We start from the raw sequence: 26165 nt of genomic DNA, 5'->3' as shown, positions 1-26165 counted from the left end.
TTCTCCGTTAATTTATGGCATGTCTGGAATTAATAAAGTAATACTGGTTGGACATTTAGGTAAGGACCCCGAAGTTCGGCATTTAGAGGGTGGTGTAGCCGTTGCAAGCTTCCCTTTAGCAACATCTGAAACGTTTAACAAAGATGGCCGCAAGGTTGAACAAACTGAGTGGCACAACATAGTTATGTGGCGTGGCCTTGCTGATGTAGCGGCCAAATTTTTACAAAAAGGTAAACTGGTTTATATAGAAGGTAAATTGCGTACACGCTCATTTGAAGATAAAGAAGGCGTTAAGAAATACACTACCGAGGTAGTTGCTGAAAACTTTACCATGCTTGGCCGCAAAACGGATTTTGAGAACGAACCTGCCCCGCGCCAGGCCCTAAAAACATCAGATACCGATGGCTACCGCAATAATGACGCGGACGACCTGCCATTTTAGTTAGCTTAATTAAACATCTTATATAATAAAAAGCCCCGCCGTTAACGGCGGGGCTTTTGCTTGTCACTTTCAATGCAGGAGATCGAATGTTGAAGTATTAATTTCTTCGCTATTGGATATTTATTATTCTATACCAGGGCCTTCTATCTCGCCCCCGGCGCGCAGTGTTCTCTTAAATAATTTGTATACAAGGTGCGTAAATGCATACTTGTACCCGGCCCTTCAGATATACTGTGGGTGCGGTTTGGGTACAGCATCAACTGAAACTGCTTGTTGTATTTCACCAACTCGTTTATCAACAGCTCTGCATTTTGGTAATGCACGTTATCATCACCCGTACCGTGTATGTATAATAAGTTACCCTTTAAGTTTTTTGCATAAGTAATGGGCGATCCTTTTGTGTATGCTGCCCTGCCATCTGCATCAACAGGTACACCTGTATAACGCTCCTGGTAAATGTTATCATAAGTTAACTGGTTACCAACGGCTGCTATGGCAATACCTGTTTTAAAGATCTCTGGGTATTGGAACATCAGGTTTAAGGTTGATGAACCACCACCGCTCCAACCCCAAACGGCTACACGCGAGGTATCCAGGTAAGAACGTTCTTTTAACATTTGCTTGGTGCCCATGGCCAGGTCGCGGATGTTTATGGTACCGATGCCTTTATAAATAGATTTACGCCATTCGCGGCCTTTTGGCACAGGTGTACCCCTGTTATCAATCGACATATAGATATAGCCATCGGCAGCCATATCGCCGGTATACATAAAGTTAAAGCTGCTGCCGTTCTCGTCCTTTACATTTTGGCCCCATGGTTCGCCATAAACATATAAAACAACCGGGTATTTTTTGGCTGCGTCAAAATTATTCGGCTTCACCATCCAACCGTCCATTTCAACACCATCCTCAGTTTTTATTTTAAAAAACTCCACATTTGATTTTGATTTGTTAGCTGCCGACGCAGCAACAGCCTTAGCCACTTTTTCAGACCCATCAAAGGTTTTATGCCCGGGCAGTGAAACCACTTCGTTTACACCATCAGTATAATAGTTTGAAAAAGCATGTGTAGCTGTTTTACCATTTGGCGATACATCATACTCGTGCGTACCCGGTTCGTTCATCGGAGTAAGGCGTTCCGCCTTGCCACTCCCGTCGAGTTTTGTACGGTACAAGTATTTTTGGGTTGCATTATCAGGCGAAGCCGAAAAATAAACATAACCCGATGTTTCATCAACCGCATTTATCTGCATCACATCATAATTGCCTTTGGTAATTAGTTTCTCCTTTTTACCGTCACGGCTGATGCGGTACAGATGGCGCCATCCGTCTTTTTCACTGGCCCATAAAAAGTCGGCCCCTTTTTTAAACCAATCCCATCCACCATAGTAGTAATGCTCTTCCCACTCGGGCAATATATCTATCCATGCGGCGTCTTTTTCCTGATATATGGTATTTGATTTACCCGTATTAACGTTACAAATCATCACATCGCTTTGGTTTTGCGCCCTGTTCAGGTGCTGTATGATCAGCTCTGTATTGTTAGCTGCCCACTCCATACGCGGCACATATGATTGCAGCACCGGGTCTGTCGGGATATCCATCCATTTGGTAGCGCCACCCGTAACACCTACTACACCAATTTTAAAGGGTGATGGAGCTTCGCCGGCTACCGGATACTCTACCGGTTTTACATACGGGTAAATAGAATCGGTAGTGTTGAGCATTAAATAGTTCTTTGTTTTGCTTGCATCAATTTGCCAGTAAGCTATCTGTTTGCTATCCGGGCTCCAGCGGAAACCATCGCGGCAGAAAAACTCTTCCTCATACACCCAGTCGAACGTACCATTGATCAGTTTATCCGTTCCGTCGCTGGTTAATTGCTTAATACTGTTATCAGCAAGGGTTTCTACATAAATATTATGCCCGCTTACGTAACCAACCTTGCTGGCATCAGGTGAGAATTTGGCAAACATTAATGATGATGCCGGTTTATCGGCCCCAAGTTTGGTTAGTTTTTTGGCGGCAAAATCATACACCCAATAATCGCCTCGGGTATTGTAGCGCCATACTTTTTTTGAATTGGTATATAACAAAACTTTCTGCCCGTCGGCACTCAAATAAAAGCTACGTACTGCAATTGTTTTTTGCCCTTGCGGGGTTAGCGCTTCTTTACCCAAAAGGATGGTTTTTTTAGCGGCATCGCGAGCATCAAGCACAACAATTTCTCCGCTTTGTACTTTATAATATTGGTACCCGTCTTTTGCCCAATGGGTAGATGGGATTTGCGCTATGGCTTTATTTTGCAAAAGCAACAGCATTAAAAACGCAATGGATAATGCCCCTGCGCGGTAAATTTTTATATTCATATTAGTTAAAATGATGATGGGTATTTTTTAATAAAATAACGCCGCTGTAATTTTTGCGTTAAATTAGCATTTTAAAGCCTTTTATATTTATCCCTCATGAAAAAATTACACTTGCTATTTTTATGCCTTTTTGCTTTTATAACTGTTAATGCCCAAAATATCGACAGGAGTAAATTCATAGCAGATAGCCTTGATATTTACATTAACAAAGCACTTACCAACTGGCGCATACCCGGCGCAGCTGTTTGTATTGTAAAAGATGGCAAAATTATACTGATGAAGGGCTATGGTATTAAAGAACTTGGCCTACCGGGCAAAGTTGACCAAAACACCTTGTTTATGATAGGCAGCAACACCAAGGCATTTACAGCAACTGCTTTGGCCATGCTGCAGGCCGAAAAAAAATTATCGCTTGATGAAAAGGTAACTAAATACATCCCCGAATTTAAGCTGGAAAACAAGGCCGCAGGCGATATGGCTATTGTGAAAGATTTATTATGCCACCGTTTAGGGTTCCGCACGTTTCAGGGCGATTTTACCTTTTACAACACCAACCTAAGCCGCCATGAGGTGATTGAAAAATTGGGAAAAATGAAGGCCACTTATCCTTTCCGCACTACATGGGGCTATACCAATTCGGCTTTTTTAACTGCCGGCGAGATCATTCCGCGTGTTACCGGTAAACAATGGGAAACCTACTTAAAAGAGAATATTTTTGCGCCATTGGGCATGAACAGCACCTTGGCTTTAACCGCCGAGATGCCAAAAGCGCTTAACCGTACCGTGCCGCATACCCTGGTTGACGGCCGCCTTACCGCCATACCTTATTGTAATATTGATGGGCTGGCACCTGCGGGCAGCATCAGTTCATCTGTTAATGATATGAGTAAATGGGTAATGGCCTTGCTTGATAATGGCAAGGTGGGCGGCAAGCAGGTGATACCTGCATCGGCAATTGCAGCTACACGCCAACCACAGGATTATGTATCTACTGCCAATTATTTAAATGGCGATATTGGATTTGAGCTGTATGGCTTAGGTTGGTCAATACAAGATTATTGCGGGCGGCGGCTGGTGATGCATACAGGCGGCGTTAACGGTTATGTATCCTCGGTAACACTGGTTCCGAAAGAAAACCTGGGTATTGTGATACTAACCAATACCGACCAGAATGAACTGTACGAAGCTTTAAAATGGGATATTGTTGACGCTTATTTTAAAAACAAAAATTATCATTACAACGATGTATTTTTAGAATACAATAAATCTAACACAGCCCAGTTCCAGGCTATTGATAAGAAAATGCGCGACAGCACTTTGCTGAACATTAAGCCCCAACTATCTGCCAATAAATACACCGGTAAATATGTAAACGACCTTTATGGCAGCCTGGAAATAACCCGCGGCGAAACCGGCAACGGCCTGGAGATCCGCTTTGAGCACCATCCAAAAATGTATGCTAAGCTACAGCCGCTTGGCGGCAACCGCTTTTATGTAACCTTTTCAGACCCGGTATTTGGTAAAGCCATTTTCCCTTTTACGGTGAAAGAGGGAAAAGTAACCAACCTGCGCGTTAAGGTAGCCGATTTTGTAGAGTACAACACTTACGATTTCAGGAAGGTAGAATAATGGTTCTTGCGATTTGATTGCCATGCTGAGCCTGTCGAACATTAGTAAAGCGTACAAGTCTTCGACAAGCCCAGGCTGACACAAAGTTGGTTTTTCAACGCTTGCGATATAATCGCAGCAACAGATTAAGCACTCGTCACAGACGAGCGTATGTAAGAAAGTGGAGTAAGGTGTTCACGTTCACTGCCGTGAACACCTGTAATATTTACAATTAACTGATAATCAATTATCAAGCAACCTGCGATGGTAGTTTATCTGCCCCAAATGGTAGCCTAAGTGCATGGCCAGGTGAACAAAAAAGTATTCGGTAGATGCGCCATCTAAGGGCCTATCGCCCGGGTATTCTTCGCTCATCTGCTCTCCTGAGATCATATCGAAGGTTTTGTCGATCATCGTGATCGTTTTTTCCACTTTATCCACCAATTCTGCACGCGGTACATTTTTCAGTGCAAACTCATCCTCGCGGTTTCTTACATATCCGGTTTTGCCAAATTCCGCACCGATGTAAGTACTTAAGTTACCAACCAAATGTAAACAAAGGTTGCCGGCAGAATTCAATATACTCTTTTCGATATACCAGATCTTTTCTTCGTTCTGGTAAGCCTCTATCTCCTGCTTTAACTTTTCAAGGTCGCGGATGATCAGTTTTTTCAGCGTATCTTTTATCATATATTATAGTATTACGAGTTCTTCTTATCGTTGCATGAGCCCCTTTCATAAGCCATGGACGAGCAAAAACATCAAAGGCCTCTATGTCATTTCAAATGGCAGAGAGAAATTTCGTTAAATTAGCCGGCGGTAAACTTTGTATATCTAACACGATATCTCCTCGCAACTCGTTCGATATGAAAATTTAGATCAATCTACAACCAATCGGCCAATGCTAACTTTAATATCTCAACCAGTTCGGGGTCATTAAACTGGTAATCGTCTTCAATATTAAGCACAATAACTGGTTTATCCTGCAAATTAAACTGCTGCTTTACTATATCACGGTGTTTATATTCCATTACCAAAATCACATCGGCCCAATCCATTAATCTTTGGTTCAGCTTAATTCGTGCCCTATCGCTTGTACCCGCGCTACGCGCATGGTGTACCTGGTGCCCTTTAAACAAACCCTCGGCTGTGGGGCTGCGCCATTGATTTTTACTGCAGATGAATAGGAGGTTGGCCATCGCTTAGTGTTTATCGGGGTGCCGCGTCTTTTGATCATTATTGATTCTATCCCATGCTTGTTTGGTAAGCACTACTAACTGGTCGTCTTTTGCGTCCCATATTGAAACATATTTGCGGGACATCACATAAGATTGCTTCACGTTATTTTCCTTTTCATATAGCATCATTGTACAAATATCAGTTGCACTCATTATTTCATCCTTACCAGGAATATGCGTGTGAAAAATAGCTTTTACGTCATTCTTTTTTGTATCGGTTGATATAAGGCTATTGTGTATCCTTTTTATGGAAACCACCTCGCTTTTGTAATTTACATCTAACATGTAATCGTTTCCAAATAAAATAATACCCGACGAGGTGGGTGCCGAAAGAATATAAACACGCTTTATTCCCTTGTTAATAAAAGGTATTACGTTAAAGGATGTACCGCTATACTGCTTAAATGTTGTATCGCTGCGAAGAGTTTTAAATGCAGCAACACGTAAGGTAAAAAGATCTTTCTCAATAGTATTCAATTGCCTCGTAACGGTATCCAACTGGTAATTTTGCACATTGAAATCTTTGCCGAAAGTGATCACACCGATAGCAACCGGCTTCTCGCCCTTACTGAAAAATGTATTAACAAGGTTGGTTGGGGTTTCGTAAGATACGTAGCCGCCAATTGATTTTGCTTTTCTTTGCATTTTCTAAAAAAATATCTGTCCCATGCCAGGATGCCCATTCCGAACGATACAGAGCTTTCCCTTCTGTTACAACACTATCTGTAAGATGGTCCACTTCGGCTCGCCCTGGTTCCTTTTCCTGGGCCAGTGAGGTTATGATAGTAGAAAAAAGCATAAAAGCAATAATGATGTACTTTTTCATAAGTATTTCATGGCACATTTAGGATAATTTATTTGTTCTTAGCTCCGTTCATATAATTAAGCGTTAAATTACACAGGGCTTTTACGCCGAGGGTAAACCCGCTTTCGTCAATAAAGAAATCAGGGGTGTGGTGCGATGGGGCTGTTATGCTGTTGCCGTCTTTTGGCATCCCGCCCAAAAAGAAGAATATGCCGGGTACTTTTTCCTGGTAAAAGCTAAAATCTTCGGCACCGGTTACCGGCGGGCGCAGTAATACATTTTTCTTACCGGCGGTACCCTCTAACGTGGGCAGCATTTTGGCGGTAAGGGCTACATCGTTAAAGGTAACAGGGTATTTATTGCTGTAGGGTATTAGCACCTCGGCTGTGGCGCCATAGGCTTCGGCTGTTTTGGTGGCAATTCGTTTCACGTTCCCGGTGATCATTTTCTCGTCAGCATCTGTAAAGTACCTTACCGTGCCTTGCATTTTAACACTCTCGGGGATAATATTAAAGCGCGAGCCGCCATTTATTAAACCGATAGTTACCACCGCAGGGTTTTCGGTTACGTTTATATTACGGCTAACGATGCTTTGCAAGCTACTGATGATCTGTGCCGAAACCACGATAGGGTCTATACTGCTCCATGGGTAAGCGCCGTGTGCCGAACGGCCTTTTACCGTTATTTGCAGGTCTTTTACGCCTGCCATGATACCGCCCGGGCGGTAAACTATTTTGCCAACCTCCGTTTGCGAATTGATGTGTAAGCCAAAGATCACATCAACCTTTGGGTTTTCAAGTACACCTTGTTTTACCATTTCTTCAGCGCCACCTTTCTCTCCCACGGGTGCCCCCTCTTCAGCGGGTTGAAAAATAAACTTTACAGTACCGTGCAGGTCCTTTTTCATTGACGTATGAAGCGGAAAATTAAAAAGTAAATCAAAGCAAATAAAAACGTATAGCGAAACAAAAAACATTTTAACAATTAGCAACAGTAATTTAAATGATTTTAGCATACCTTTTTAACTCCGCATCTATTGCATTTTTTCGCTCCAATTGAAGTGCGGATACATTTGTTTAAGCTGTTCTCTACCTGGTGAATTATCCTTAATATCCTTTAACATATCGCTGTTTTCGGTTAGCTTTTTAACAACAGTTGTAGCACTTATATAAAACTCCTTTTCCAAAATATCAGGTACGTCATCAAACCTACGGCGAATGATATTGAAGTGATAATAAAAACGGTACGCCATGGCCATATCCCTATCGTCTAATAAAGCACCGTTAACCTTTCGGGTTTTCGGCTCTTCATCAGTAAATATTACGGTTAGGGTTTGGCTACCTCTTATCATTTAATACAACAGAGATCAGTTTAACAATTTGCTGATCGTAAATTAATTAGGTTATTTATTTATATTTCAGAGCCCTGCAAATAGCAAGGCTCTGATTTTTTCATCTCTTACACAACCCTCCCCATTCCAGCGCTATAGTTTTTATAATCGTCCATCTTTTTATCCATAGACTCAAGGTGTTTTAAATAGGGGGCATAATCAGCCGATACTTTTGTATTGACGGATATTTCCATTAATGAAAGCGTATGCTTTTTCATTTCATCAAGCCCATCGCTCAAAGTTTTATTTCCTGCCCTGGTTAAATTATTGCCCTCTACGGCAGCCAGGCGCAACCCGCCTGTATTAGCAGATAGCAGGTCTATACTTTCCTGCGAGGCGGTTTTATAAGCACCTTGCAGGCTGTTATTATCGGTATTGGTTACGGTATCATCAGCACCGATAATTTTCTCGTATGCGGCGGCTTTGTCGGCCAATAACTTGGCAATAGCATCTTTTTGCGCCCTTAACGTATCAATCTCATTTTGACTGAACACACCATCCTCGCCAGCCTTATAAAGCTGGTCATAGAAAGGCTGCATAGCCTTTTCGATCTCGTTACGCTTAAAGGCATTGGAGAAAGCACGGCGAATGTTTTTTTCTATCGCATCGGCAAACTTTTGCGAATCAGCCTCGCCGCTGTCAAAAATCCCGCGTATCTCTTCGTTTAAGCTATCGAAGTTAACGCCGGTAATTTCTTCCGTTAGCGCGTTGGCGGTGTCTTTAGCCTGTTGCTTAAGGTCAATCATGCTTTTTACAATGGCGGCTGTCCTTTCGTCCAGTTTACCCTCGTCCATTAGCCTTGTGAGGTCTTCAATACTTTTACCAGTCAAGCTAATTACTGCATTTTGAGCAACCGCCCCTTTATACATGCTTTCAAGCAGTTGATTTAATGGTTTTTCGCCATTATTTAACTGATTGATATATTTTTCATCAAGCACTTTGATGCCGCTTAATGTAGTTCTACCGGCCAATTTTGCAGATGCATCAGCCTGCGCCTTTGCAATATCTTCTAATGACTTTTTATAAGCTACAAGCCTTTCGGGGCCGTATGTTTCTTTTGTTAATGCCAATTGGCGTTCAAGGGCTTTGTTTACCGCCTCTGTTGCCTTTAACTGCAAATCGGTAATGTATTTTTGCTGTTCGGCCTTTGCCTTTGCATTGCTGAATAAGCCGCCAATTGTAGAAATAATGCCTATTGCCGCGCCTACCATGCCAAGGCCTGCGCTGATCTGCCCGAACATATCTTTATCCGTTGAGGCTTTCTTAAAGTCGGCCATGCCTTGTTTAATGTTGCCTACCTGCCCTACAAGGTCGGCGGCGGTACGAAGTGCCGAGCCAAGCCCCTCGCTTAAATTACCGGCATATTGCGCAGCATCATTAAGCGATGAAGCAATGTTTTTAAAATCGCTTCCCGACTTGCTATCAATACGAAACTGCATATCACCAAAAAGTTTATCGAAAAACTCTTTTGCTTTTGGCGTTAACGCAAGCTTGCTAACCTGGCTTTGCAAACCGGCAAGGCTTTTACGCAAGGCCGATGTACTCATGTGGTCGAGGTTATCGTATAACTCTTTATAGCTATCCAGTTGCTCAACCCGTTTTTTATCAAACTCGGTTAATTCGGCCTCTGTCTTTTTGCGCAGATTATCGGCCTCAACGGTATTGCCCTTGCTGCGCAGTTCCTGAATTTTGGCCATAGCGTTCTCCTGTATGGCGGTACGCTTATCCTCGAAAGACTGATTATCGGCAAGCAGCTTTGTAAAGTTTGCCTCTGTTAAAGATTGCTCTGCTTTGATACCATCGCCCAACATTTTTAGCCGCTCTTTTTGAACGCCGGTTAATGGTGCTGCGCTTTGCTGATCTGTTAGTTTATTATACTCGTCGGTAAGCTTTTGCAGGTAGGTTTTTGAGGTATCTAAATCCCAACTGTAACGCTCGTTTGCCTTTGTTTCACCAAAGCTGGTTTTATAGTCCTCATATTCCCTGTACAGCTTTTTTTGCTCGTCGAGCGATGTTTTAAGCTTGGCGGTGTCCTGCCTGTAGGTAAGGTCGGCGGTTGCTTTATCCTCTATGGGCTGCACCGCGCCAACATCAATAGTACCGATTTGCTTTTTATGGGTTTTATTGTACTCGGCTATCTTGGCGTTCTCGTCGGCAATGATCTTGCGAAATGCAGTAAACTTGTCTTTTAGGGCTTGTTTCTCCTCTTCATCCTTAGTAAAGCCTTTGCGGGAATATTCGGCATCCAGCGCCTGTAATTGTTTGTAAACACTCTCACTACTATCGGTAATGTTTTTTAGGGCATCATTGGCGCTTTTGCCATCATCAATAGTATAAGCATCTTTAATGATTTTTTTAACCTGTTCAATCTTATCGCTCAACAATGCCCTTTGTTTATCGTTCGGTGCTAAAGCATCAAGCTTGGCCTGTAACGACTTTTCAAGTATTTCTAAATCTGCTTTTTGGGACGCATTTTTAACTATTGCATCGAAGTTTTTTAGCGGGTCTTGGATAAGCTTATTATTGCCCTCTATCACACTGGCAATTTTAGCACCGCCGCCGACAAGTTTTTGTATATTTTCCTGCTGTATTTTAGTGGAATTTATAATCTCATCTTGTGCTTTAGCAGCTTCAACCGCGCTACCATGGATAAGGTCAACCCCGCTGGCCATACCTGATTTTAACACCACATCTGCGCCGACTTTATTTCGTTGCATCACAGCCTGATGCGACAATACATAAGCTTTAGCCTCTTCCAGCGTCATGCCGGGGTTTTTGTTCATCGTAAAATCGACATCGCTTTTAATAGCCTTTTGTGTAGCGTAATTTTCCGCGCTCCTTATTTTCTGCTTTTGTATTTCTGCATTAAGCTTAGTTTTTTCCAGTTCGGTTATTTTATCAAGTCCTGCCTTGGCTCTCGCCTGGCTCATAATAGATTTTGTTACATCATCATAGCTACTGGCCAGTTTACCGTTGATGATTTGTAATGATGAAGCGTTTGCAAACTCATTGGGGAACTCTTTTTTTAACTCCTGTGCTGCCTTTACGCGTTCTTCCATCGCCTGTGTAACATCCTGTGTTACACTATACAAAATCTTAAGTTTGGATATTTGAGGGGCTGCGGCCTCGTTAGCCTTAGCCATCACTTCATTAAAGTTTTTTAGTGCTAACAGGGCGTTATTTATAGCATCCTTACCCTTAAAAAGCGAGGTAATTAAATTACCAAGTTCTTTGCCGTAAACGGTCATTAAGGTTATACCAACTGACATTGCAGTACCCCATGAGAACAGCCCGCTAACTACTTGCCGCCATACCGGCACCGCCGTTTGCCCTGATGCGGTTAACTGGGCGTTTGCTGCCCTTAACCGCCCAATTTCATCTGTAAGTATTGGTATATTGTTAGCTATGGCCATAAAGCCCGTTTGGGCTGAATAGGTAAATGCTGGCAACTCGCGGCCAATTTGATTTATGGAGTTTTGCAGACCGTTAAAGCTTTGCCTTACAACCTGCCCTTGTGTCCGGGCTTCGGTACCAACAGAGCGGATGCGTTCACGGGTTGAATTTAATTGCCGTTCCGTTTCCGCATCATTAATTCTAAATTCTATATCTAAATCTAAATCGCTCATCTTTTAGCCCTCCTTTTTTGATACCAAGTTCATTCTTGCGCCCAAACCTATAACCTGTATAAAATCATCAATACCGCCATGTAGTACCAATAATTCAAAAACACGGCAAGCGGCTTTATATGGCAATGAATTATCCAGCATCCACGCAAGCGGTTTGGTAAGCAACCAACGCAACAAACGACTATTAAGCAACCCGCATGCAAATGCTCGATATACTTTTTTACGGTGCTTGGCCTGCACAGTAAGCAGGCTGTTAAAATCGGTATGGTAACCATCCTTACTCGTTAGCTCCATACTTAAATAATAGGTTAGAATTTGTGTGTAAGCAGCACCTGCCGGATTAGTCAATACTAATACAAAATGATTTTTCATGAACAATCTTAAAAGCAAGGGGGTGCGCAATTTTATTGGCAACCCCTTATCTAATATTGTTTCAGTATCGCGCTGCTCTAAATCGGCATTAACCGTTTCGGTTTTTAAATCTCTCATAGGTTATGCGTTTGGTTTTTGCGCTTCGCGCTCCCTGATAAAATACAGACTTGGTCTCCAGGTGTTGTTTATAAACTCAACACCTTTAAAAATACCATCCTGTTTTAGTCCGCCTACTTTAAGGCTTAATGCGCTTGTATCAAGAGCCTCTAATTGGTTCATAGCATCGCACATGGTAAATAGTTGTGTTGCCAGGGCTGCACCATAATCATTTTTTGAATAGTATGTGTACTCGGTGGTTATTGAGGCATCAGCCGTTCCTTTCTTGCTGATAACATCATCAACCAAATCCAGCAAGGTAAAACGAATACCAAAGCCTGCACTTCTACGGGCGTGGAAGTAACCATCTAAAGCGCTAACCAATGTAGATACGTTAGGCACGTCTATCATATCGGCAATCTTTTGTGCGCTTATCGGCACGCCGTTATAATCTTGGCTACCGGCTTTGATAACTAACTTGTTTTTTACAAAAGATTTGGCAAGCTGCTCTAAATGATCTGTGCCTTGTGGGTTACGTGAAATACTGTTAAACAGGCTTTCAAGTTCCGCTAATGTTGCGGTTAACTGTAAGCCTAAAATAGCATTGTAGGCGCTTTGCAGAAAAGGTATAACGGTGGTTAAATACGCTTTTTCTTCTGTGGCTTTTTGTGTGTCTGTGTAAATTAATACTGGTGGCATTTTGATTGTTTTAAAAGTTAATATTTAAGGTTAGTTGCTTGGCATTTTACCGAAGCGATTAAAAAATTTAGATGCAAATAATTGCGGGGCTGCCTGTTTAAATTGTAGCAATTCGTTTGAGCGGTCAAGTTCATCCCAGCTTTTACAATCAAGGTCTAAGATTTGTGATAAGGTGAGGGTTTGGCTTACGGAGTGTGAAAGCACCGTTTTTGTTGACCGGGTTACACTTTTCGGCATCTCACCAAAATGCTCATAAAATTTGTGGTTATACAAGTCAACTGAAAGCCGTTTAAGTTCAGCAAGGTCTGTTGATCTGTGAAGTTCATCCCAACTTTTAGCAGCAAGAAATAAAGCACGGGGTGTATGGCCGTTGCTATCCATTGATAAATTAGCAGGGGCAGTGTATCCATCAGGATATTTTCCAAATCGTTCATGGAACTTTTTAGCGTACATATCGGGTGCGGCGGCTTTAAGGGCTTTCATTTCGCCCGCCTTATCAAGCTCTTCCCAGCTTTTAGCGGCAAGCTTTAAAATGTAAGGATCATTAAGCGCTCCCAGTGTTGATAGCTGAATTACGCCGCCATTGTTGCTATACAGCGTTACCGCTATTGCATCCGAGTTTGCGCCAATATCGCACAAACTTACCTCCTCCATAATTGAGCGCATTAGTGTGGCCGCTGTTTGACCGGGCAGTTTGTATTGCTGGCTATCATTCCACTCCACCGGCTTCAATCCGGCACTTGCCATTTTAATCGTGCCGTTCTCAACCTTGTTGTAAATAGACATTGCGAAAAGGTCGGAATCATCAAACACGGGTACACCGGAAATGCTGTTTTCGGTTACTTGCAGATCATCCCAATAGCCCAATGGCAAAACCTCATCCCGGCTGCTGCCATTTGCACGGCGGTGCATCCACAACATAAGCGGGTTGCTTTTGAATTGGGTTAAGTCTATGCCCGCCGTTAAAACACGAAAGCTGTACGAATTGACGGCATCGGTAGTTAAAATAAATCGTTTTGTGCTTTTAATCATATCATATTATTTGCTTGTGAATATCAAGTAGCTTGTAAAGCTACTTCGCGCCATTTTTACAACAAAAAATAGTTATGAAAATTAGAGCTAATTAACTGTTTATCAGTTTATTATAACTTAAAATTGATTGATTTTCCGAGTGCCTAAAGTGGCGTTTTGAGGCCTGTTTTTTGCACTTACCCCCCATGCTTCAAGCACTTTTTTTGCACGTTTGTGGCTTTAAAAAGACTATACTAATGACCTCCTTTTAAATTGGCACAAAAGGGGTATTTGGATAAACTCGGGTTGTTGTTGCTGAAAGTGTTGCTAAAAGTGCCGGGGTAACTGCACTATTTAATACCTATAATTCGTTAGGTAACGACAAATAAACACCGCGAACGTAGGGGGGTAAGTGCAAAAAACAGGGGTGTTAATTCTATAAAAAAGGCCTTTACACTATTGTAAAGGCCTTTTTTATAGGTTTTAAGTTGGTTAGCGCACGGCTTAGTTAATATCCACCGTCCAAAATCTCTATAAATTCAGCTAAAACATACAGCTGATCTTCTGTTGCATTAGTGATTTGATCGGGTTGGCGCACAAGTGAGCGCGTGTAGTTTACATATAATTGCGTTAACGCTTTTCGCGCTATCACCGGGTCTATACCGCCTGTGATATATTGTTTAAAGTGCTCAACCATTTCGGCTACACTGTTTGTATTTGCATTCATAATTATAATACTTTAATATCAAGTTCGCCTAATAGGTTATTTACTAATTTGTTAGCCGCCTTTTTGTCGCCGGCCTTTGTGTTATTCCTGACAATAGCCTCAAACTGCCGGTGTGTTTTAACAAGCTCGTCTAATGTCATTTGGTTAAGCTCCTTTTTAATTGCGCCCCGTTCTTTTAAAAACAGGTTTAATTTTGCGGCATTTATTTTTTTATCGTCGGAGGTTTCGCCGTATATGATACCGGCTTGGTAAGCCAACGAAAACACAAGTCGCTTTTGTCGCTCCTTTGGGTCGCAATTAGCCAAGCTGGTGATAAGGCGGCGCGCTTCATCAATCGTTAATTCTTTGGTGCTTTCCGTGCGGCCATCTGTCAATCCATAGATAATATCAGCTTTACTATCCATAAACCCGGTGTTAGCTAAAAGCACGTGTATTTTTGTTATTTGTTGTTTTGTGGCAAACTGCATAGCGTGATTAGATTAATGGTTTATAAGTTAATTCGTTATTGTAATTGAGTGATATACATTCGGCGCGAAGCAACCGCGCTGCCGCCGTGTTATCATTGCGTATGATCGTTTTTAACATGGTAATAGTCGTTAACGGCCTGCCGCCATAGTGTAAGGCATGTAGGGCAATTAAACCCTCTACAGACACGCTAAAAGGACTGCCAGCTATATAGGTTTCAGGCTTGTTGATTTTAAAGCGTTCCCGTAATACTTTTTTAAGCTTATTGACATTGTACCCGGCATTTGTCATAACCTCGTATGCCATGCAATTCATATCGTCGGCAATAGCGAATAGTAAAACTTCGCTATCAATCTCGTTAAGTTCGTACTTACTGCATGCTTCATGTGCATAGGTAAGTATATTCGTAAAATCGTTTATTTGTTGGTTCATTGGTTTAAGGTTTTGTTTGTTTGATCTTTCGCTTTATATATCCTTGGCGGGACACTTCAATTTCAGCGCCCAGGTGCGGAAAGTGTTTTTTAAAATGTTCGCAAAAGCGATTAACATTCTCGGCGGCGGCATCCAGCATTTCAGGCACTTGTTTAACAATATCCCATCGGTTAATCGTTATCCAATAGTTTACGGTCACTTCGCTAATGCTTAATTTCATGGCTATTTGGCCGGGTGTAAGCCCCTCAACTATGTATAGATGCGCTGACTTATATTCCTTAGCCTTAAGCATATCCGGCCTTAGTTCATTCCATCTACCCGCATCGCGCCACCTTGCTATTGATTGTTCTGCTACGCCTAAGCGACTTCTAATCTCTTTGGCTGATAATCCATCCTTAATGTATAGCACTGCCGCCTGATGCCTTAGATCGGCGTAATAGGCTTTTGTTTTTATAATGTTATTTGCTTCGCTCATGGTTAAATTAATTATCGGTTTCGTTAGTGATTGCGTTATATAAAAGCCTGTAATTAGGGATGCGGTGCAACTCTTTTATAGTGGCTTCATCTGTCAATCCGTTTGCCTGGCAAATGGCTGTTACCTCGGCTTTGGTAGGTCTGTTAAGTACATTCCAATTAGTGACCCGGCTATGAAACTCGGGGTAACCAATTTTCTCTTTGGTAACCGCTTTTTCTATATTGGTTTGAAAATACTCGCATCCGGCCAATAAAATACCAGCGCTGTACATGGTTGCGTTGCGTATGTCGTGGAGGTCTAATATTACATTGGTGCTAACCTTGCCAGCTTCATCAATTATCAGCAACGTATTAGGCTGTTCATTTAGCAAGTCAACGATTTTGTTAACCATATCGTAAACGTTACCCATAAAATTTACACCCATTTCAGCGAGGATAGCGCACAGGAATTGGCGGCGGTTCATAGAGTTCTTACAAACCATATAGTACACCCTTTCTTTACTACGGTAATAGTCATTTAGGGCAACGCTTTTACCTGCGCCGGTATAACCTATTACTACGTTCAGTTGGCGGCTGTTCTGCGTTTTGAGGCAAATGTTTTGTATGCTGTTATAGTTAGAGGTTCCAACCAAATTAAAGCCACTACCGGGCTGTAATTGGGCGATAATGCTATTCAGCATTTCTACCGAAAGTTTTTCGGCCTGTCCTTGCTTAATAAAAGTTAGCACAGCATCGCTAATGTTTAGCTTTTTAGCAAGATCAGCCTTGCTAACTTTTTTGATACCCGTAAAGTCATTTATTAACTTGCGGGCTTGTTCAATCAGGGTTTCTTTTTGCATCTTTGAAATAGATTTTAAATTAGTTTTAAATGGTTGTTAAAAGCCTTTTAAATGGCCGTTAAGCTGGCAGGCTTAACGGCTTTCTTATGGCCTCTCAATTACTGTTAATGTTGCCGCTACTATGTTCTTTTTAGCGTGCTTTTCCTGTATGGTTTTGGTTTTTTTGTTTGGGTTTGGTCGGTCGTTAAAATCAACATTGCCTATTTTGTCAGTAAATTTTATACCTGTTGCCTGTTGTACCCAGTTTAGATAAGCTTGCGTTTCTGCATCGTTGCGGCTATCCTTTAAAGCGGCATTCAGCGGATTTAAGGTTTGCAGTTCTAAGCCAGCTAACGGCGCTACCAATTCGTTATTTATGCCTTTGGCAACATTCTTTTTAGCCTCATTGTGCTTTGTTTGCTTGATGATTTGATGCACATCAGCCTCGGTTTGATTGGCTTTAGCTTTATGGAATTGCACTTTTTGCCTGCAATAGCATAGGTAACCACCGTCAAGGTCGCAAATGTGTACTCCTGAAAGGTCGGTTTCATCGTAGTAAACCATTACAGAAGTACCATCAATTTTTAAAGCGGCGGTATGCTCATATACTTCATAGTAATATTCATTATGCCGTATGGTCAATTTTACTTCGCTATTGCTAACCTTTATTTTGCGGCTATGGTTAAATAATAATGCTAAATCGGCTGCATCAATCGGCACCACGTTTGGCCGCTCACTTTCCGCAAATTTTTGGTTAGGTGATACTTTCTTTTCGCGGCCATTAGCATTATAGGCTGCTATCAGTTGCGATATAATTTCAATGGTTTCGCTTTTTGTCGGCACTCCTTTTGTTTTGCGCAGGTATGCTAAGTGTTCAACATCGGTATGGCCGTTTTGGCGCTTTGACCGTATGCCCTCACCGATATAGCCGTCAACACAGCGTTGATACTCACTTTGGAACGTGTTAAACCATCGTTCTACATCGGCCTTTTGCTTTGGTTCGCCTTTAGTAGTAGGGTTAAGTGTGCAGCCCTTTAACATTAAAGCCTCTTTTAAAGCCTTAAATTCTGCCGTTTTAGTCGCGCTGGCATTATCATACATTACTTCAAACGGCAATAGCATTTGTACGCCAAAGGCCATTTTAAAGGCTGCCATCCAGTTAAATTTATCTTCACTTTCGGCCAGGTCAAAACCAACTATTTTTTTGCTGTTTACGTCCATAACGACAAACAGATTTAGCCGTATTTCCTTGTTTTGCGCTTCGTTAAGGCAGGTCATTTGTATTGGTGAGCCATCGGCGTAATACAAATCACCTGCATAAAGCGGCGCTTTGCGGCGGGTGTAGGGTTGCACTACACGGCGGTAATAATCTTTATCGCGGCTGATTGATAGAGCGTTTTTAACTTCCGGCCTTGCCAGGTATTTCTCCACGCTACCGAGTGATACAACCGTTTTACCTTGCTGTAAACACTCGTCGGTTAACATGTTGTGTATAATCCTGTTAGTTAGCTTGTTTGGGTGAGCATACAAGTCGCGTATTACGGCTATATGCCAATCGCTCATTTTGCGTATCTCGGTTTTGGGCTTGCCTTTAGCCTTATGGATTAATTGTATAGGGCTTGTTTGCCATTCCTTAAGCCGCTGGCCGAATTTGAGTTGATTTTTAAGCGTTATTTTAATGCCCGGCGCTCTTAAATATGCGCTATGCAGTTCGGCAATGGTGTAACGTGGTTTAAGATCAATGCAGCACTGCAAAACGGAGTGGGTTTTAGCAAATAGCAATACTTTTGACCTGTCTTTATATTTAGGAAACAGCTTATCATATACCTTACAATACTTAACAAAATCCTCGTTTAAAGCATGGTTAATGCAATCCTGTAAACGGCCTTGCGCAAACTCTAAGGTCAATTGTTTTTGGCCTTCTTGCTCCAATGCACGTTCTTGCCTTACCAACTCCTTTAATGTATCTATACTCGGTAGGCCGTACTTCTCTATAGTAGTTTTTGGGATACTCTTATAGCTAATAAGTATTTTGCGCCCGTCTGTTGGGTCGGGCTGGCTTAACCATACAGTACTGTTTTGCTTGGCGGCGGCGCGATGACAATAAAACTTAATATTTTTCGCCGATAAATTACCTTCGCTTAGTTCTACCAATTCTTCTATTGATAATACGATATCCTTATAACCTTCAATTCTCATAATTAAAATGATTATGGATTATATTATTTAAGTCGATTTAGTAAAGCTTTCCTCTTTTCATTTATTTCTGCAAGCACTTCCAGCGTTGCCATTTCAACGTTAACGTTATCGCTTTTCCCATTTAGAAATTGCGAAACGGCTTGCTTAGTTGTTCCTGCCCGTTCTGCAATTATTTTACCGTAACCATGCGGTATTTTTGCTTTTAATTCGTTTCTTTCCATGCTTTTGTTATTTTTGATTAACTTTTGTATTGCAAATCTTGATATTATAAATGACATTTGCAACTTTAATTGTAATTTAAAATAACAATGTACAGTCCGGGAACACAACTAAAAAAATTACGACTGCTTGCAGGGCTCACTCAAGAGGAGTTGGCCAGCAAGCTAAGTATTAAAAGAAACAATATTTCAATGATCGAGTCAGGGCGAAATAACCCTACTTTTGACTTTATTACCTCTGTATGTGGGTTATTTAATGTAACGGCTGATTACTTTTTGACCAATGATGACCCTGCCACTTATGACACAGTTTTATTTGTAATCAATGGCATTAAAAATAACGCTGAAAATGTCATCAATAATGACAAAATTGGTGATTACCTAAATAGTAACACTGATGATAACCTAAACAGTAAAAAACATACTAAAAAAACAGAAAATAGTAAAAAGGGTGCTTCTTTAAATTTGGATGAATTAAACCAGGGATTAACGAAAGTAATTCAATCAAATTTGTTATACCTCGAATTTCATTTGTCAGATATCTTATTAAATCTTAAGTTTCTTAATGAGAAAATTACCGGCAAAAAATTTGACCGAGAAGATTTCGAAGAAAGAGCGAAAAGTATTAAAAATATGGTCGTTTTACTTAGAGACGTACTATCTTCAGGTCATCCAACATCTAAGGTTTTGTTTAACTCTTTGTTAAATAGCGAAGAGGCTATAAGAATAATGTTAGACGGAATACGGGAGCAGTCTAAGGATTTACTATTAAACAGCAAGTAACAAGATAAATCAAATATAGGTGCGTTAAAATATGGTATTTAAAGCAGCTTCATCCAATTGTAATCCAACCAAATACAAGATAATATACCTTTTTCATTCCGCAACTAAAAAAGGCACTCAAAATAAAAAACCGCCTCTACATAAGTAAAAACGGCCTTTTTGCACACAAATCGCACTTTTTTCTATTTTGTGTATTATATACTATTTAAAATACCCCCCATAGACGATAATACCTCTGCCACACCCATCAGGATAGCCATGTGCGAATCATGCCCGCAGGCATGCATTACGCCGACCTCCTGCCCGTTGTACTGTGCCTTTACTTTTGATGCGAAGGGCAGGTCTACCCGCTCGGTAACAGGCAGCGCGTCCATATCGGCACGCAGGGCCACAACCGGGCCTGGCTGCCCGCCTTTTAAAATACCCACAACGCCTGTAGTGGCAATGCCGGTTTGTACCTCTATCCCTAATGATTGCAGATGTTTGGCAATAATGCCTGATGTACGCACCTCTCGGTTACCCAGTTCAGGGTGTTCATGAAAATCGCGGCGCCAGGCCACTATTTTGCTTTGTAAAGCATCGGCCTTTACACTCACTATTTTTCTTAATGGGGTGTTCTGAGCCATTCCGTGTAAAACAGAAAGGCAAAAAAGAAGGGTTAAAAGCTTTTTCATTACTACGGCTTAGTGCAGTAAGATAAGCTTTTAACCCCGAAATATAAAAATGATACTATCGTATTTATGATTATTCAATAACAGGAGCTACGCCGTCTACTGATTTAATAGTAATTGTAAACACCAATACAGAATTAGCCGGAAGCGCACCATTAGCATATGGGCCATAGCCTAAAGCTGACGGTATGAACAATAATATTTTCCCTCCATTTTTAATTTTAGGCACACCTAACTGCCATCCGGCGATGATGTTTTGCGAAAGTGAAAAAGCAAAGTTGTCATTCCTGTCAAACTGAACGTCTTTAAGATCGGTACCCACATAACTTACTACAAGCTTAGAGCTTGCTGTTATTGCTGCACCCGTACCTGCGTCTATTATCTGGTAATACAACCCATTATTTGAAGCATCCTTAACTGCCATAATATTGGGGTGTGCATCAAGATATGCAACAATTGCATCGTCATCAACTTTTGCCTGTACAGCAGGGTCAACCACTGGTTGTGGTGTTGTTTTATCCTTTGAGCATGAGGCTAATCCGATAACCAGCACGCTTAGTATAAATAAGTATTTTTTCATAATAATATAAACGTATGAATTTTAAATGAATTATTTAATGCCTAAAATATCAATAGTAAAAACCAATACCGAGTTTTTAGGAATACCTGCACCCGGCGAGGTATTACCATAAGCTAAAACAGATGGTATAATTAATAACAAACGGCCACCAACTTTACCATGGGGTATACCCAGTGTCCACCCTTTTATAACACCGCCTGCTAAATTGGCCGAAAACCCTGTACCGGCATCAAACTGGCTACCGTTTAATAGTTTACCGGTATAATTTACGGTAACGGTGTTGGCGCCCGTTGGGTTAGCCCCGGTACCTGCTGTAATAACCTGGTAATAAACGCCATTAGCGTCTTTAGTTGCATTGATGCTTGGGTTGGCTTTTAAATAAGCTTGTATATCAGCTTCGTCTTTCGCCGCCTGTGTATCGGCGTTAAAATTGTCATCTTTTTTGCACGATGCAAAAACCGATATGAGTAAAGTTAGTATTAGAATATATTTTTTCATTTTATGATTACGTTAAAAATTACGCAGGCGATACAGCTGTTTTAATTTTTAGTTCATTAAGTTGCGCATCAGCTATGGTTGATGGCGAATCTATCATCACATCGCGGCCCGAATTGTTTTTAGGGAAGGCGATAACATCGCGGATAGAATCTAATCCTGCGAAGATAGACGTAAGCCTGTCAAACCCGAAAGCGATACCACCATGCGGAGGGGCACCATACTCAAAGGCATCCATTAAAAACCCGAATTGTTTTTGCGCTTCTTCTTTTGAAAAGCCCAGGTGCTTAAACATCAGCGCCTGTAGTTCCCTGTCATGGATACGGATAGAGCCACCGCCAATTTCGGTACCGTTTATCACCAGATCGTATGCGTTTGCGCGTACGTTTTTAGGGTCGGTATCCAGCAGGGCGATATCCTCAGGTTTTGGCGAAGTGAACGGGTGGTGCATTGCGTGGTAGCGTTCTGTTTCTTCGTCCCACTCCAGCAGCGGGAAATCAAGCACCCAAAGCGGCGCAAATTTATTTTTATCACGCAGGCCCAATCGGCTGCCCACTTCAAGGCGCAGTTCGTTTAGTTGCTTACGTACCTTATCGATTTCGCCGGCTAAGATCAGGATTAAATCGCCTTGTTCAGCTTCAAATGCAGCTGCCCAGTTGGTCAGTTCATCCTCGCTGTAAAATTTATCTACAGATGATTTCAATGTGCCATCTTCATTATAACGGCAATAAATTAACCCTGTAGCGCCAACTTGCGGGCGTTTCATCCACTCGGTTAGTTCATCAATTTGCTTGCGGGTGTAACCTGCGCAGCCTTTGGCGTTGATACCAACAACCAGTTCGGCATTATCAAAAATGCTGAAGCCTTTGCCTTTAACCACATCGTTCAGCTCAACAAACTGCATCCCAAAACGGGTATCAGGTTTATCAGAACCGTATAAGCGCATAGCATCTGCATATTGCATCCGCGGAAAATCGCCAAGTTCCAGGCCTTTTACGGTGCTGAACAGGTGGCGGGTTAACCCTTCAAAAATATTCAGGATATCTTCCTGGGTGATGAACGACATCTCGCAGTCAATCTGCGTAAACTCCGGTTGCCTGTCGGCGCGCAGATCCTCATCCCTAAAACATTTCACTATCTGGAAGTAACGGTCGAACCCGCTTACCATCAATAACTGTTTAAACGTTTGCGGCGATTGCGGCAGGGCGTAAAACTCGCCCGGGTTCATGCGGCTTGGTACCACAAAATCGCGTGCGCCTTCCGGGGTAGATTTGATCAGCACCGGGGTTTCCACCTCGATGAAGTCCAATCCATCTAAATACTTACGGATCTCTTGTGCCATTTTGTGGCGCAAAACAAGGTTGTTACGGATAGGGTTGCGGCGCAGATCCAGGTAGCGGTATTTAGCGCGCAGCTCCTCGCCGCCGTCTGTCTCGTCCTCAATTAAAAACGGAGGGATCTTAGCAGCGTTCAGTATTTCCAGCTCGGTAACGGTTATTTCAATCTCACCGGTTGGGATCTTGGTATTTTTGTTAGAACGCTCTACCACGGTGCCTGTTACTTTAATAACAAACTCGCGGCCCAGTTGCTTACCAGCTTCGCGCAGGCCGGCATCAGTATCAGTATTTAAAACCAATTGGGTTAAACCATAACGGTCGCGCACATCAATAAATGTGGTGCCCCCTAAATCGCGCGATTTTTGTACCCATCCGCAAAGGGTTACCGTTTCACCTAAATTGCTGATATTTAATTCTCCGCAGGTATGTGTTCTAAGCATAATTCCTTTTATTAAAAGTCTGCAAAACTACGTTTTTGAGGCGAAAGGTAAAAGGTAAAAGGCGAAAGGTTTGGTCTTAGAACTGCATAAATCCGAATTTGAACCTTCTAAATCCGAAATAACATCTATATTTGCCCCATAATTCTCAAGGGGTGCCTTGCTTTGAGCAATCAAAACTGAAAGACAGGCTGAGATCAAACCCATTGTTTTTTGAAAAGTTAAAAGTCAAGTTAATAAGTCGAGAGTGTGCACGCTTAAGATTTCCTGACGGGCTTCCAACTTTAAAATAAAAACATGCACCTGATCCGGGTAATGCCGGCGTAGGGAGAGGTAACAAGTTAAGTGTACTGCCATTATACCCTGGTGAGCAGATGGTTTAACTAATTTTATTGTTCAAACAAATTGAAAAACTTATTTGCGGCGTTTATCGCCTTGCTGCTGCCTGTCCTGGCATCGGCCCAATTTTCCATCAGCGGAAAGATCACCAATCAAGCCGGCGAAGCTTTGCCCGGCGCAACCGTAACCATTAGCAACCCGGCTGTAAACACACAAGCCGATGTAAAAGGCAATTACCACATTGGCGATATACCTGCCGGTGTTTACACCATTAAAGCCAGTTATATTGGTTATCAAATTACTACACAAACGGTTACTTTAAGCGGTAACCAAATCTTAAATTTTTCGCTTACCAACGCCACCTTCAGCGCTGAGGAAGTTACCGTAACGGCCACCCGTGCGGGTAAAAACTCCCCTACGGCCTTTACCAACCTCAGCAAAAAAGACCTGCAGAAAAACAACTTCGGGCAGGATATGCCTTACCTGTTAAACCAAACCCCATCGGTAGTAGTAAGTTCTGATGCCGGTGCAGGCGTTGGCTATACAGGCATTCGTATCCGTGGCAGCGACGGCACACGTGTAAACGTTACCATTAACGGCATCCCTTTAAATGATGCCGAAAGCCAGGGCTCATTTTTCATTAACCTGCCCGATCTTGCTTCGTCTGTAAATAACATACAGGTACAGCGCGGGGTGGGTACATCAACCAATGGCGCAGGCGCTTTTGGCGGCAGCATTAACATACAAACCGCTACCCGCCGCGATACCGGCTACGCCGAAATTGGCACAACAGTGGGTTCATACAACACCATGAAAAATACGGTTAGCCTGGGTACAGGTTTACTGGGCGGGCATTTTAGTGTTGATGGCCGTTTGTCGAGGATAAAATCTGACGGGTATATAGATCGTGCATCATCCAGCCTGCGGTCGTTCTTTTTAAGCGGCGCTTACTATGGCAAAAACAGTACGTTAAGGCTTAATGTATTCTCGGGCATAGAGCGTACCGGCCAGGCCTGGAACGGTGTGCCCGATTATGTTATTGGCGATAATACCCGTAAGGATAACCGAACCTATAACGAGCTTGGCCTGATGCCTGATAGTACTTATTATAAAGATCAGGTAGATAACTACCAGCAAAACCACTACCAGTTACTGTATGATCATAAACTATCTGATAAGTTATCCTTCAGCGGTGCGTTGCATTACACAAAAGGCTTTGGTTATTATGAGGAGTTTAAGAATGCCGATTCTTTAAAAAACTATGGTTTAAAGCCGGTAACCTATGGTACAACAACCATATATACATCAGACCTTACCCGCCGCCTATGGCTGAATAACGACTTTTACGGTATAACCTATGCCTTAAAGTACCAGGCGCAAAGCAACCTTAACTTTACTTTGGGCGGCGCTTATAACCGCTACACAGGTGCGCATTACGGCAACATCCTTTATACTAAAGAGAGTGCCGGCATCCCGCCAAATTACGAGTACTACCGAGATGACGCCAAAAAGAATGATTTTAACATTTTTGGCCGCGGCGAATACAAAATAGGCAATGCAACCCTCTTTGCGGATATGCAATACCGCCGCATTTTTTACTCCTTCTTAGGGTACGACAGAAACCTGAACAACGTACAGCAAAATGCTACGCTTAACTTTTTTAACCCCAAAGCAGGTATAACCTATGAGCTGGACGAGCATAATAATATCTATGCATCATTTGCTGTTGGTAATCACGAGCCAAACCGTGACGATTATACCAACTCTACCCCGGCCAGCAGGCCCAAACCCGAAAACCTGAAAGATTTTGAAGCAGGCTACCGCACCAGCGGCGATGTATTTAAAGGTGGCATTAACCTGTTTTATATGCTTTATAAAAACCAGCTAATATTAACGGGTGCCTTGAATGATGTAGGCGGGGCAACACGCATGAATGTTGACGACAGCTACCGTGCAGGTATTGAGGTTGACGGCCGCGTTAAAATAACAAGCCAATTAAGCTGGGCTGCCAACGCCACTATCAGCACCAATAAAATAAAAAACCTCGACCTGTTTTTAGCTAATTATGATGCCGACTACAATAAACTTGCGCCTATAGCACAGTCGCTTAAAAAGACGGATATCGCGTTTTCTCCGTCACTTATTGTTGGGAGCGAGATAGCTTACTCTCCGGTAAAAAATGGCAGCGTGGCCTTTATTAGTAAGTACGTAAGCAAGCAATACCTGGATAATACCGGAAACATAAACCCTGCCGGCATCAGTACCTCGCCGGATGTGGCTAACAACCCATACGCTGTAAACAGGCTGTTAAAAGCTTATTTTGTAAACGATGTAAGGCTAAGTTATAATATCCAAACCAGTACTATTAAAAATATAAACATAGGCTTATTGGTGAACAACGTTTTCAGTAAAAAATACGAAGCCAATGGTGCCACCTACCCCGAAGTAGACAATGGCACGCTGGTTAACTATAACTACTATTTCCCGCAGGCAACACGCAACTTCCTGGCATCGGTAACATTTAGCTTTTAGGT

The 26165-nt window shown here is 42.2% G+C and carries 26 protein-coding genes; 4 read left to right on the top strand and 22 right to left on the bottom strand.

Annotated elements, in window-relative coordinates:
• The first annotated feature begins 19 nt into the window (after window positions 1-19).
• Window positions 20-442, top strand: coding sequence for a single-stranded DNA-binding protein (locus IDJ75_RS10635; protein ID WP_191175601.1), 423 nt, complete (start codon window positions 20-22; stop codon window positions 440-442).
• Window positions 443-585: 143 nt separating this feature from the next.
• Here IDJ75_RS10635 and IDJ75_RS10630 read toward each other — a convergent pair whose 3' ends face one another.
• Window positions 586-2811: a S9 family peptidase gene (locus IDJ75_RS10630; RefSeq protein WP_191175600.1), complete on the bottom strand. Its 2226-nt coding sequence runs from the start codon at window positions 2809-2811 to the stop codon at window positions 586-588.
• Between the two features lie 96 nt (window positions 2812-2907).
• Between IDJ75_RS10630 and IDJ75_RS10625 the strand changes: the two genes are divergently transcribed.
• Window positions 2908-4440 (top strand): serine hydrolase, encoded by a 1533-nt coding sequence (locus tag IDJ75_RS10625; protein WP_191175599.1) that lies wholly within the window; start codon window positions 2908-2910, stop codon window positions 4438-4440.
• A gap of 222 nt (window positions 4441-4662) precedes the next feature.
• Here IDJ75_RS10625 and IDJ75_RS10620 read toward each other — a convergent pair whose 3' ends face one another.
• The 17 genes from IDJ75_RS10620 to IDJ75_RS10540 form a co-directional block, all read right to left on the bottom strand.
• A complete protein-coding gene (locus tag IDJ75_RS10620; protein ID WP_191175598.1) occupies window positions 4663-5109 on the bottom strand; it encodes a DUF1572 family protein in 447 nt (148 codons plus the stop codon).
• 194 nt (window positions 5110-5303) lie between these two features.
• Window positions 5304-5618 (bottom strand): low molecular weight protein tyrosine phosphatase family protein, encoded by a 315-nt coding sequence (locus IDJ75_RS10615; protein WP_191175597.1) that lies wholly within the window; start codon window positions 5616-5618, stop codon window positions 5304-5306.
• Between the two features lie 3 nt (window positions 5619-5621).
• Window positions 5622-6302, bottom strand: coding sequence for a hypothetical protein (locus IDJ75_RS10610; RefSeq protein ID WP_191175596.1), 681 nt, complete (start codon window positions 6300-6302; stop codon window positions 5622-5624).
• On the bottom strand, window positions 6238-6483 hold the full coding sequence (locus IDJ75_RS10605; protein WP_191175595.1) for a hypothetical protein: 246 nt from the start codon (window positions 6481-6483) through the stop codon (window positions 6238-6240). Before IDJ75_RS10605 ends, IDJ75_RS10610 begins: the two co-directional genes overlap by 65 nt.
• A 28-nt stretch (window positions 6484-6511) precedes the next feature.
• Window positions 6512-7369: an amidohydrolase gene (locus IDJ75_RS10600; protein WP_224746558.1), complete on the bottom strand. Its 858-nt coding sequence runs from the start codon at window positions 7367-7369 to the stop codon at window positions 6512-6514.
• Window positions 7370-7495: 126 nt separating this feature from the next.
• Window positions 7496-7813: a hypothetical protein gene (locus tag IDJ75_RS10595; RefSeq protein ID WP_191175593.1), complete on the bottom strand. Its 318-nt coding sequence runs from the start codon at window positions 7811-7813 to the stop codon at window positions 7496-7498.
• A 107-nt stretch (window positions 7814-7920) separates the two neighbouring features.
• Window positions 7921-11478 carry a hypothetical protein gene (locus IDJ75_RS10590; RefSeq protein ID WP_191175592.1) on the bottom strand — a complete coding sequence of 1186 codons (3558 nt, stop codon included), beginning with the start codon at window positions 11476-11478 and terminating at the stop codon, window positions 7921-7923.
• Window positions 11479-11481: 3 nt separating this feature from the next.
• Entirely contained in the window at window positions 11482-11967 is a 486-nt protein-coding gene (locus IDJ75_RS10585; protein WP_191175591.1) for a hypothetical protein, read from the bottom strand.
• A 3-nt stretch (window positions 11968-11970) separates the two neighbouring features.
• On the bottom strand, window positions 11971-12645 hold the full coding sequence (locus IDJ75_RS10580) for a hypothetical protein (protein ID WP_191175590.1): 675 nt from the start codon (window positions 12643-12645) through the stop codon (window positions 11971-11973).
• A 30-nt stretch (window positions 12646-12675) separates the two neighbouring features.
• Complete coding sequence (locus IDJ75_RS10575) at window positions 12676-13677, bottom strand: hypothetical protein (RefSeq protein WP_191175589.1); 1002 nt, start codon at window positions 13675-13677, stop codon at window positions 12676-12678.
• 487 nt (window positions 13678-14164) lie between these two features.
• Window positions 14165-14383: a hypothetical protein gene (locus tag IDJ75_RS10570; RefSeq protein ID WP_191175588.1), complete on the bottom strand. Its 219-nt coding sequence runs from the start codon at window positions 14381-14383 to the stop codon at window positions 14165-14167.
• A gap of 2 nt (window positions 14384-14385) precedes the next feature.
• On the bottom strand, window positions 14386-14850 hold the full coding sequence (locus tag IDJ75_RS10565; RefSeq protein WP_191175587.1) for a hypothetical protein: 465 nt from the start codon (window positions 14848-14850) through the stop codon (window positions 14386-14388).
• A 7-nt stretch (window positions 14851-14857) separates the two neighbouring features.
• Window positions 14858-15280, bottom strand: a complete 423-nt coding sequence (locus IDJ75_RS10560; RefSeq protein WP_191175586.1) for a Clp protease N-terminal domain-containing protein — start codon at window positions 15278-15280, stop codon at window positions 14858-14860.
• A gap of 4 nt (window positions 15281-15284) precedes the next feature.
• On the bottom strand, window positions 15285-15755 hold the full coding sequence (locus IDJ75_RS10555) for a terminase gpP N-terminus-related DNA-binding protein (protein WP_191175585.1): 471 nt from the start codon (window positions 15753-15755) through the stop codon (window positions 15285-15287).
• 7 nt (window positions 15756-15762) lie between these two features.
• Window positions 15763-16593 (bottom strand): AAA family ATPase, encoded by an 831-nt coding sequence (locus IDJ75_RS10550; RefSeq protein ID WP_191175584.1) that lies wholly within the window; start codon window positions 16591-16593, stop codon window positions 15763-15765.
• 84 nt (window positions 16594-16677) lie between these two features.
• Window positions 16678-18771: a Mu transposase C-terminal domain-containing protein gene (locus IDJ75_RS10545; protein ID WP_191175583.1), complete on the bottom strand. Its 2094-nt coding sequence runs from the start codon at window positions 18769-18771 to the stop codon at window positions 16678-16680.
• 23 nt (window positions 18772-18794) lie between these two features.
• The gene (locus IDJ75_RS10540; RefSeq protein WP_191175582.1) at window positions 18795-18992 is read right to left on the bottom strand and encodes a LacI family DNA-binding transcriptional regulator; all 198 of its coding nucleotides are present in this window, start codon (window positions 18990-18992) and stop codon (window positions 18795-18797) included.
• Between the two features lie 87 nt (window positions 18993-19079).
• Here IDJ75_RS10540 and IDJ75_RS10535 point away from each other — a divergent pair, with 87 nt between their 5' ends.
• Window positions 19080-19772 carry a helix-turn-helix domain-containing protein gene (locus IDJ75_RS10535; protein WP_191175581.1) on the top strand — a complete coding sequence of 231 codons (693 nt, stop codon included), beginning with the start codon at window positions 19080-19082 and terminating at the stop codon, window positions 19770-19772.
• Between the two features lie 194 nt (window positions 19773-19966).
• Here IDJ75_RS10535 and IDJ75_RS10530 read toward each other — a convergent pair whose 3' ends face one another.
• The 4 genes from IDJ75_RS10530 to aspS all read right to left on the bottom strand — a co-directional run bounded on the left by IDJ75_RS10530 (window position 19967) and on the right by aspS (window position 23295).
• Complete coding sequence (locus IDJ75_RS10530) at window positions 19967-20446, bottom strand: M20/M25/M40 family metallo-hydrolase (RefSeq protein ID WP_191175580.1); 480 nt, start codon at window positions 20444-20446, stop codon at window positions 19967-19969.
• A gap of 70 nt (window positions 20447-20516) precedes the next feature.
• A complete protein-coding gene (locus IDJ75_RS10525; RefSeq protein WP_191175579.1) occupies window positions 20517-21023 on the bottom strand; it encodes an FKBP-type peptidyl-prolyl cis-trans isomerase in 507 nt (168 codons plus the stop codon).
• A 30-nt stretch (window positions 21024-21053) separates the two neighbouring features.
• A complete protein-coding gene (locus IDJ75_RS10520; protein WP_191175578.1) occupies window positions 21054-21521 on the bottom strand; it encodes an FKBP-type peptidyl-prolyl cis-trans isomerase in 468 nt (155 codons plus the stop codon).
• Window positions 21522-21540: 19 nt separating this feature from the next.
• The gene (aspS, locus tag IDJ75_RS10515) at window positions 21541-23295 is read right to left on the bottom strand and encodes an aspartate--tRNA ligase (protein WP_191175577.1); all 1755 of its coding nucleotides are present in this window, start codon (window positions 23293-23295) and stop codon (window positions 21541-21543) included.
• A 402-nt stretch (window positions 23296-23697) separates the two neighbouring features.
• Here aspS and IDJ75_RS10510 point away from each other — a divergent pair, with 402 nt between their 5' ends.
• Window positions 23698-26163, top strand: coding sequence for a TonB-dependent receptor (locus IDJ75_RS10510; protein WP_191175576.1), 2466 nt, complete (start codon window positions 23698-23700; stop codon window positions 26161-26163).
• The last annotated feature ends 2 nt before the right edge of the window (window positions 26164-26165 follow it).

Source organism: Mucilaginibacter rigui (genome assembly GCF_014773275.1).
Lineage (GTDB): Bacteria > Bacteroidota > Bacteroidia > Sphingobacteriales > Sphingobacteriaceae > Mucilaginibacter > Mucilaginibacter rigui_A.
The sequence above is the reverse complement of the archived record's forward strand: the minus strand, read 5'-3'. Positions and strand labels throughout refer to the sequence as shown.

Bases quoted from the DNA above. Each gene is read 5' to 3' on its own strand.
- IDJ75_RS10585 (WP_191175591.1), bottom strand. From the start codon at position 11,967: ATGAGAGATTTAAAAACCGAAACGGTTAATGCCGATTTAGAGCAGCGC.
- IDJ75_RS10630 (WP_191175600.1), bottom strand. From the start codon at position 2,811: ATGAATATAAAAATTTACCGCGCAGGGGCATTATCCATTGCGTTTTTA.
- IDJ75_RS10570 (WP_191175588.1), bottom strand. From the start codon at position 14,383: ATGAATGCAAATACAAACAGTGTAGCCGAAATGGTTGAGCACTTTAAA.
- IDJ75_RS10560 (WP_191175586.1), bottom strand. From the start codon at position 15,280: ATGAACCAACAAATAAACGATTTTACGAATATACTTACCTATGCACAT.
- IDJ75_RS10610 (WP_191175596.1), bottom strand. From the start codon at position 6,302: ATGCAAAGAAAAGCAAAATCAATTGGCGGCTACGTATCTTACGAAACC.
- IDJ75_RS10615 (WP_191175597.1), bottom strand. From the start codon at position 5,618: ATGGCCAACCTCCTATTCATCTGCAGTAAAAATCAATGGCGCAGCCCC.
- aspS (WP_191175577.1), bottom strand. From the start codon at position 23,295: ATGCTTAGAACACATACCTGCGGAGAATTAAATATCAGCAATTTAGGT.
- IDJ75_RS10635 (WP_191175601.1), top strand. From the start codon at position 20: ATGTCTGGAATTAATAAAGTAATACTGGTTGGACATTTAGGTAAGGAC.
- IDJ75_RS10625 (WP_191175599.1), top strand. From the start codon at position 2,908: ATGAAAAAATTACACTTGCTATTTTTATGCCTTTTTGCTTTTATAACT.
- IDJ75_RS10520 (WP_191175578.1), bottom strand. From the start codon at position 21,521: ATGAAAAAATATATTCTAATACTAACTTTACTCATATCGGTTTTTGCA.
- IDJ75_RS10580 (WP_191175590.1), bottom strand. From the start codon at position 12,645: ATGCCACCAGTATTAATTTACACAGACACACAAAAAGCCACAGAAGAA.
- IDJ75_RS10620 (WP_191175598.1), bottom strand. From the start codon at position 5,109: ATGATAAAAGATACGCTGAAAAAACTGATCATCCGCGACCTTGAAAAG.
- IDJ75_RS10540 (WP_191175582.1), bottom strand. From the start codon at position 18,992: ATGGAAAGAAACGAATTAAAAGCAAAAATACCGCATGGTTACGGTAAA.
- IDJ75_RS10595 (WP_191175593.1), bottom strand. From the start codon at position 7,813: ATGATAAGAGGTAGCCAAACCCTAACCGTAATATTTACTGATGAAGAG.
- IDJ75_RS10555 (WP_191175585.1), bottom strand. From the start codon at position 15,755: ATGAGCGAAGCAAATAACATTATAAAAACAAAAGCCTATTACGCCGAT.
- IDJ75_RS10550 (WP_191175584.1), bottom strand. From the start codon at position 16,593: ATGCAAAAAGAAACCCTGATTGAACAAGCCCGCAAGTTAATAAATGAC.
- IDJ75_RS10565 (WP_191175587.1), bottom strand. From the start codon at position 14,850: ATGCAGTTTGCCACAAAACAACAAATAACAAAAATACACGTGCTTTTA.
- IDJ75_RS10525 (WP_191175579.1), bottom strand. From the start codon at position 21,023: ATGAAAAAATACTTATTTATACTAAGCGTGCTGGTTATCGGATTAGCC.
- IDJ75_RS10545 (WP_191175583.1), bottom strand. From the start codon at position 18,771: ATGAGAATTGAAGGTTATAAGGATATCGTATTATCAATAGAAGAATTG.
- IDJ75_RS10535 (WP_191175581.1), top strand. From the start codon at position 19,080: ATGTACAGTCCGGGAACACAACTAAAAAAATTACGACTGCTTGCAGGG.
- IDJ75_RS10575 (WP_191175589.1), bottom strand. From the start codon at position 13,677: ATGATTAAAAGCACAAAACGATTTATTTTAACTACCGATGCCGTCAAT.
- IDJ75_RS10590 (WP_191175592.1), bottom strand. From the start codon at position 11,478: ATGAGCGATTTAGATTTAGATATAGAATTTAGAATTAATGATGCGGAA.
- IDJ75_RS10605 (WP_191175595.1), bottom strand. From the start codon at position 6,483: ATGAAAAAGTACATCATTATTGCTTTTATGCTTTTTTCTACTATCATA.
- IDJ75_RS10600 (WP_224746558.1), bottom strand. From the start codon at position 7,369: ATGAAAAAGGACCTGCACGGTACTGTAAAGTTTATTTTTCAACCCGCT.
- IDJ75_RS10530 (WP_191175580.1), bottom strand. From the start codon at position 20,446: ATGAAAAAGCTTTTAACCCTTCTTTTTTGCCTTTCTGTTTTACACGGA.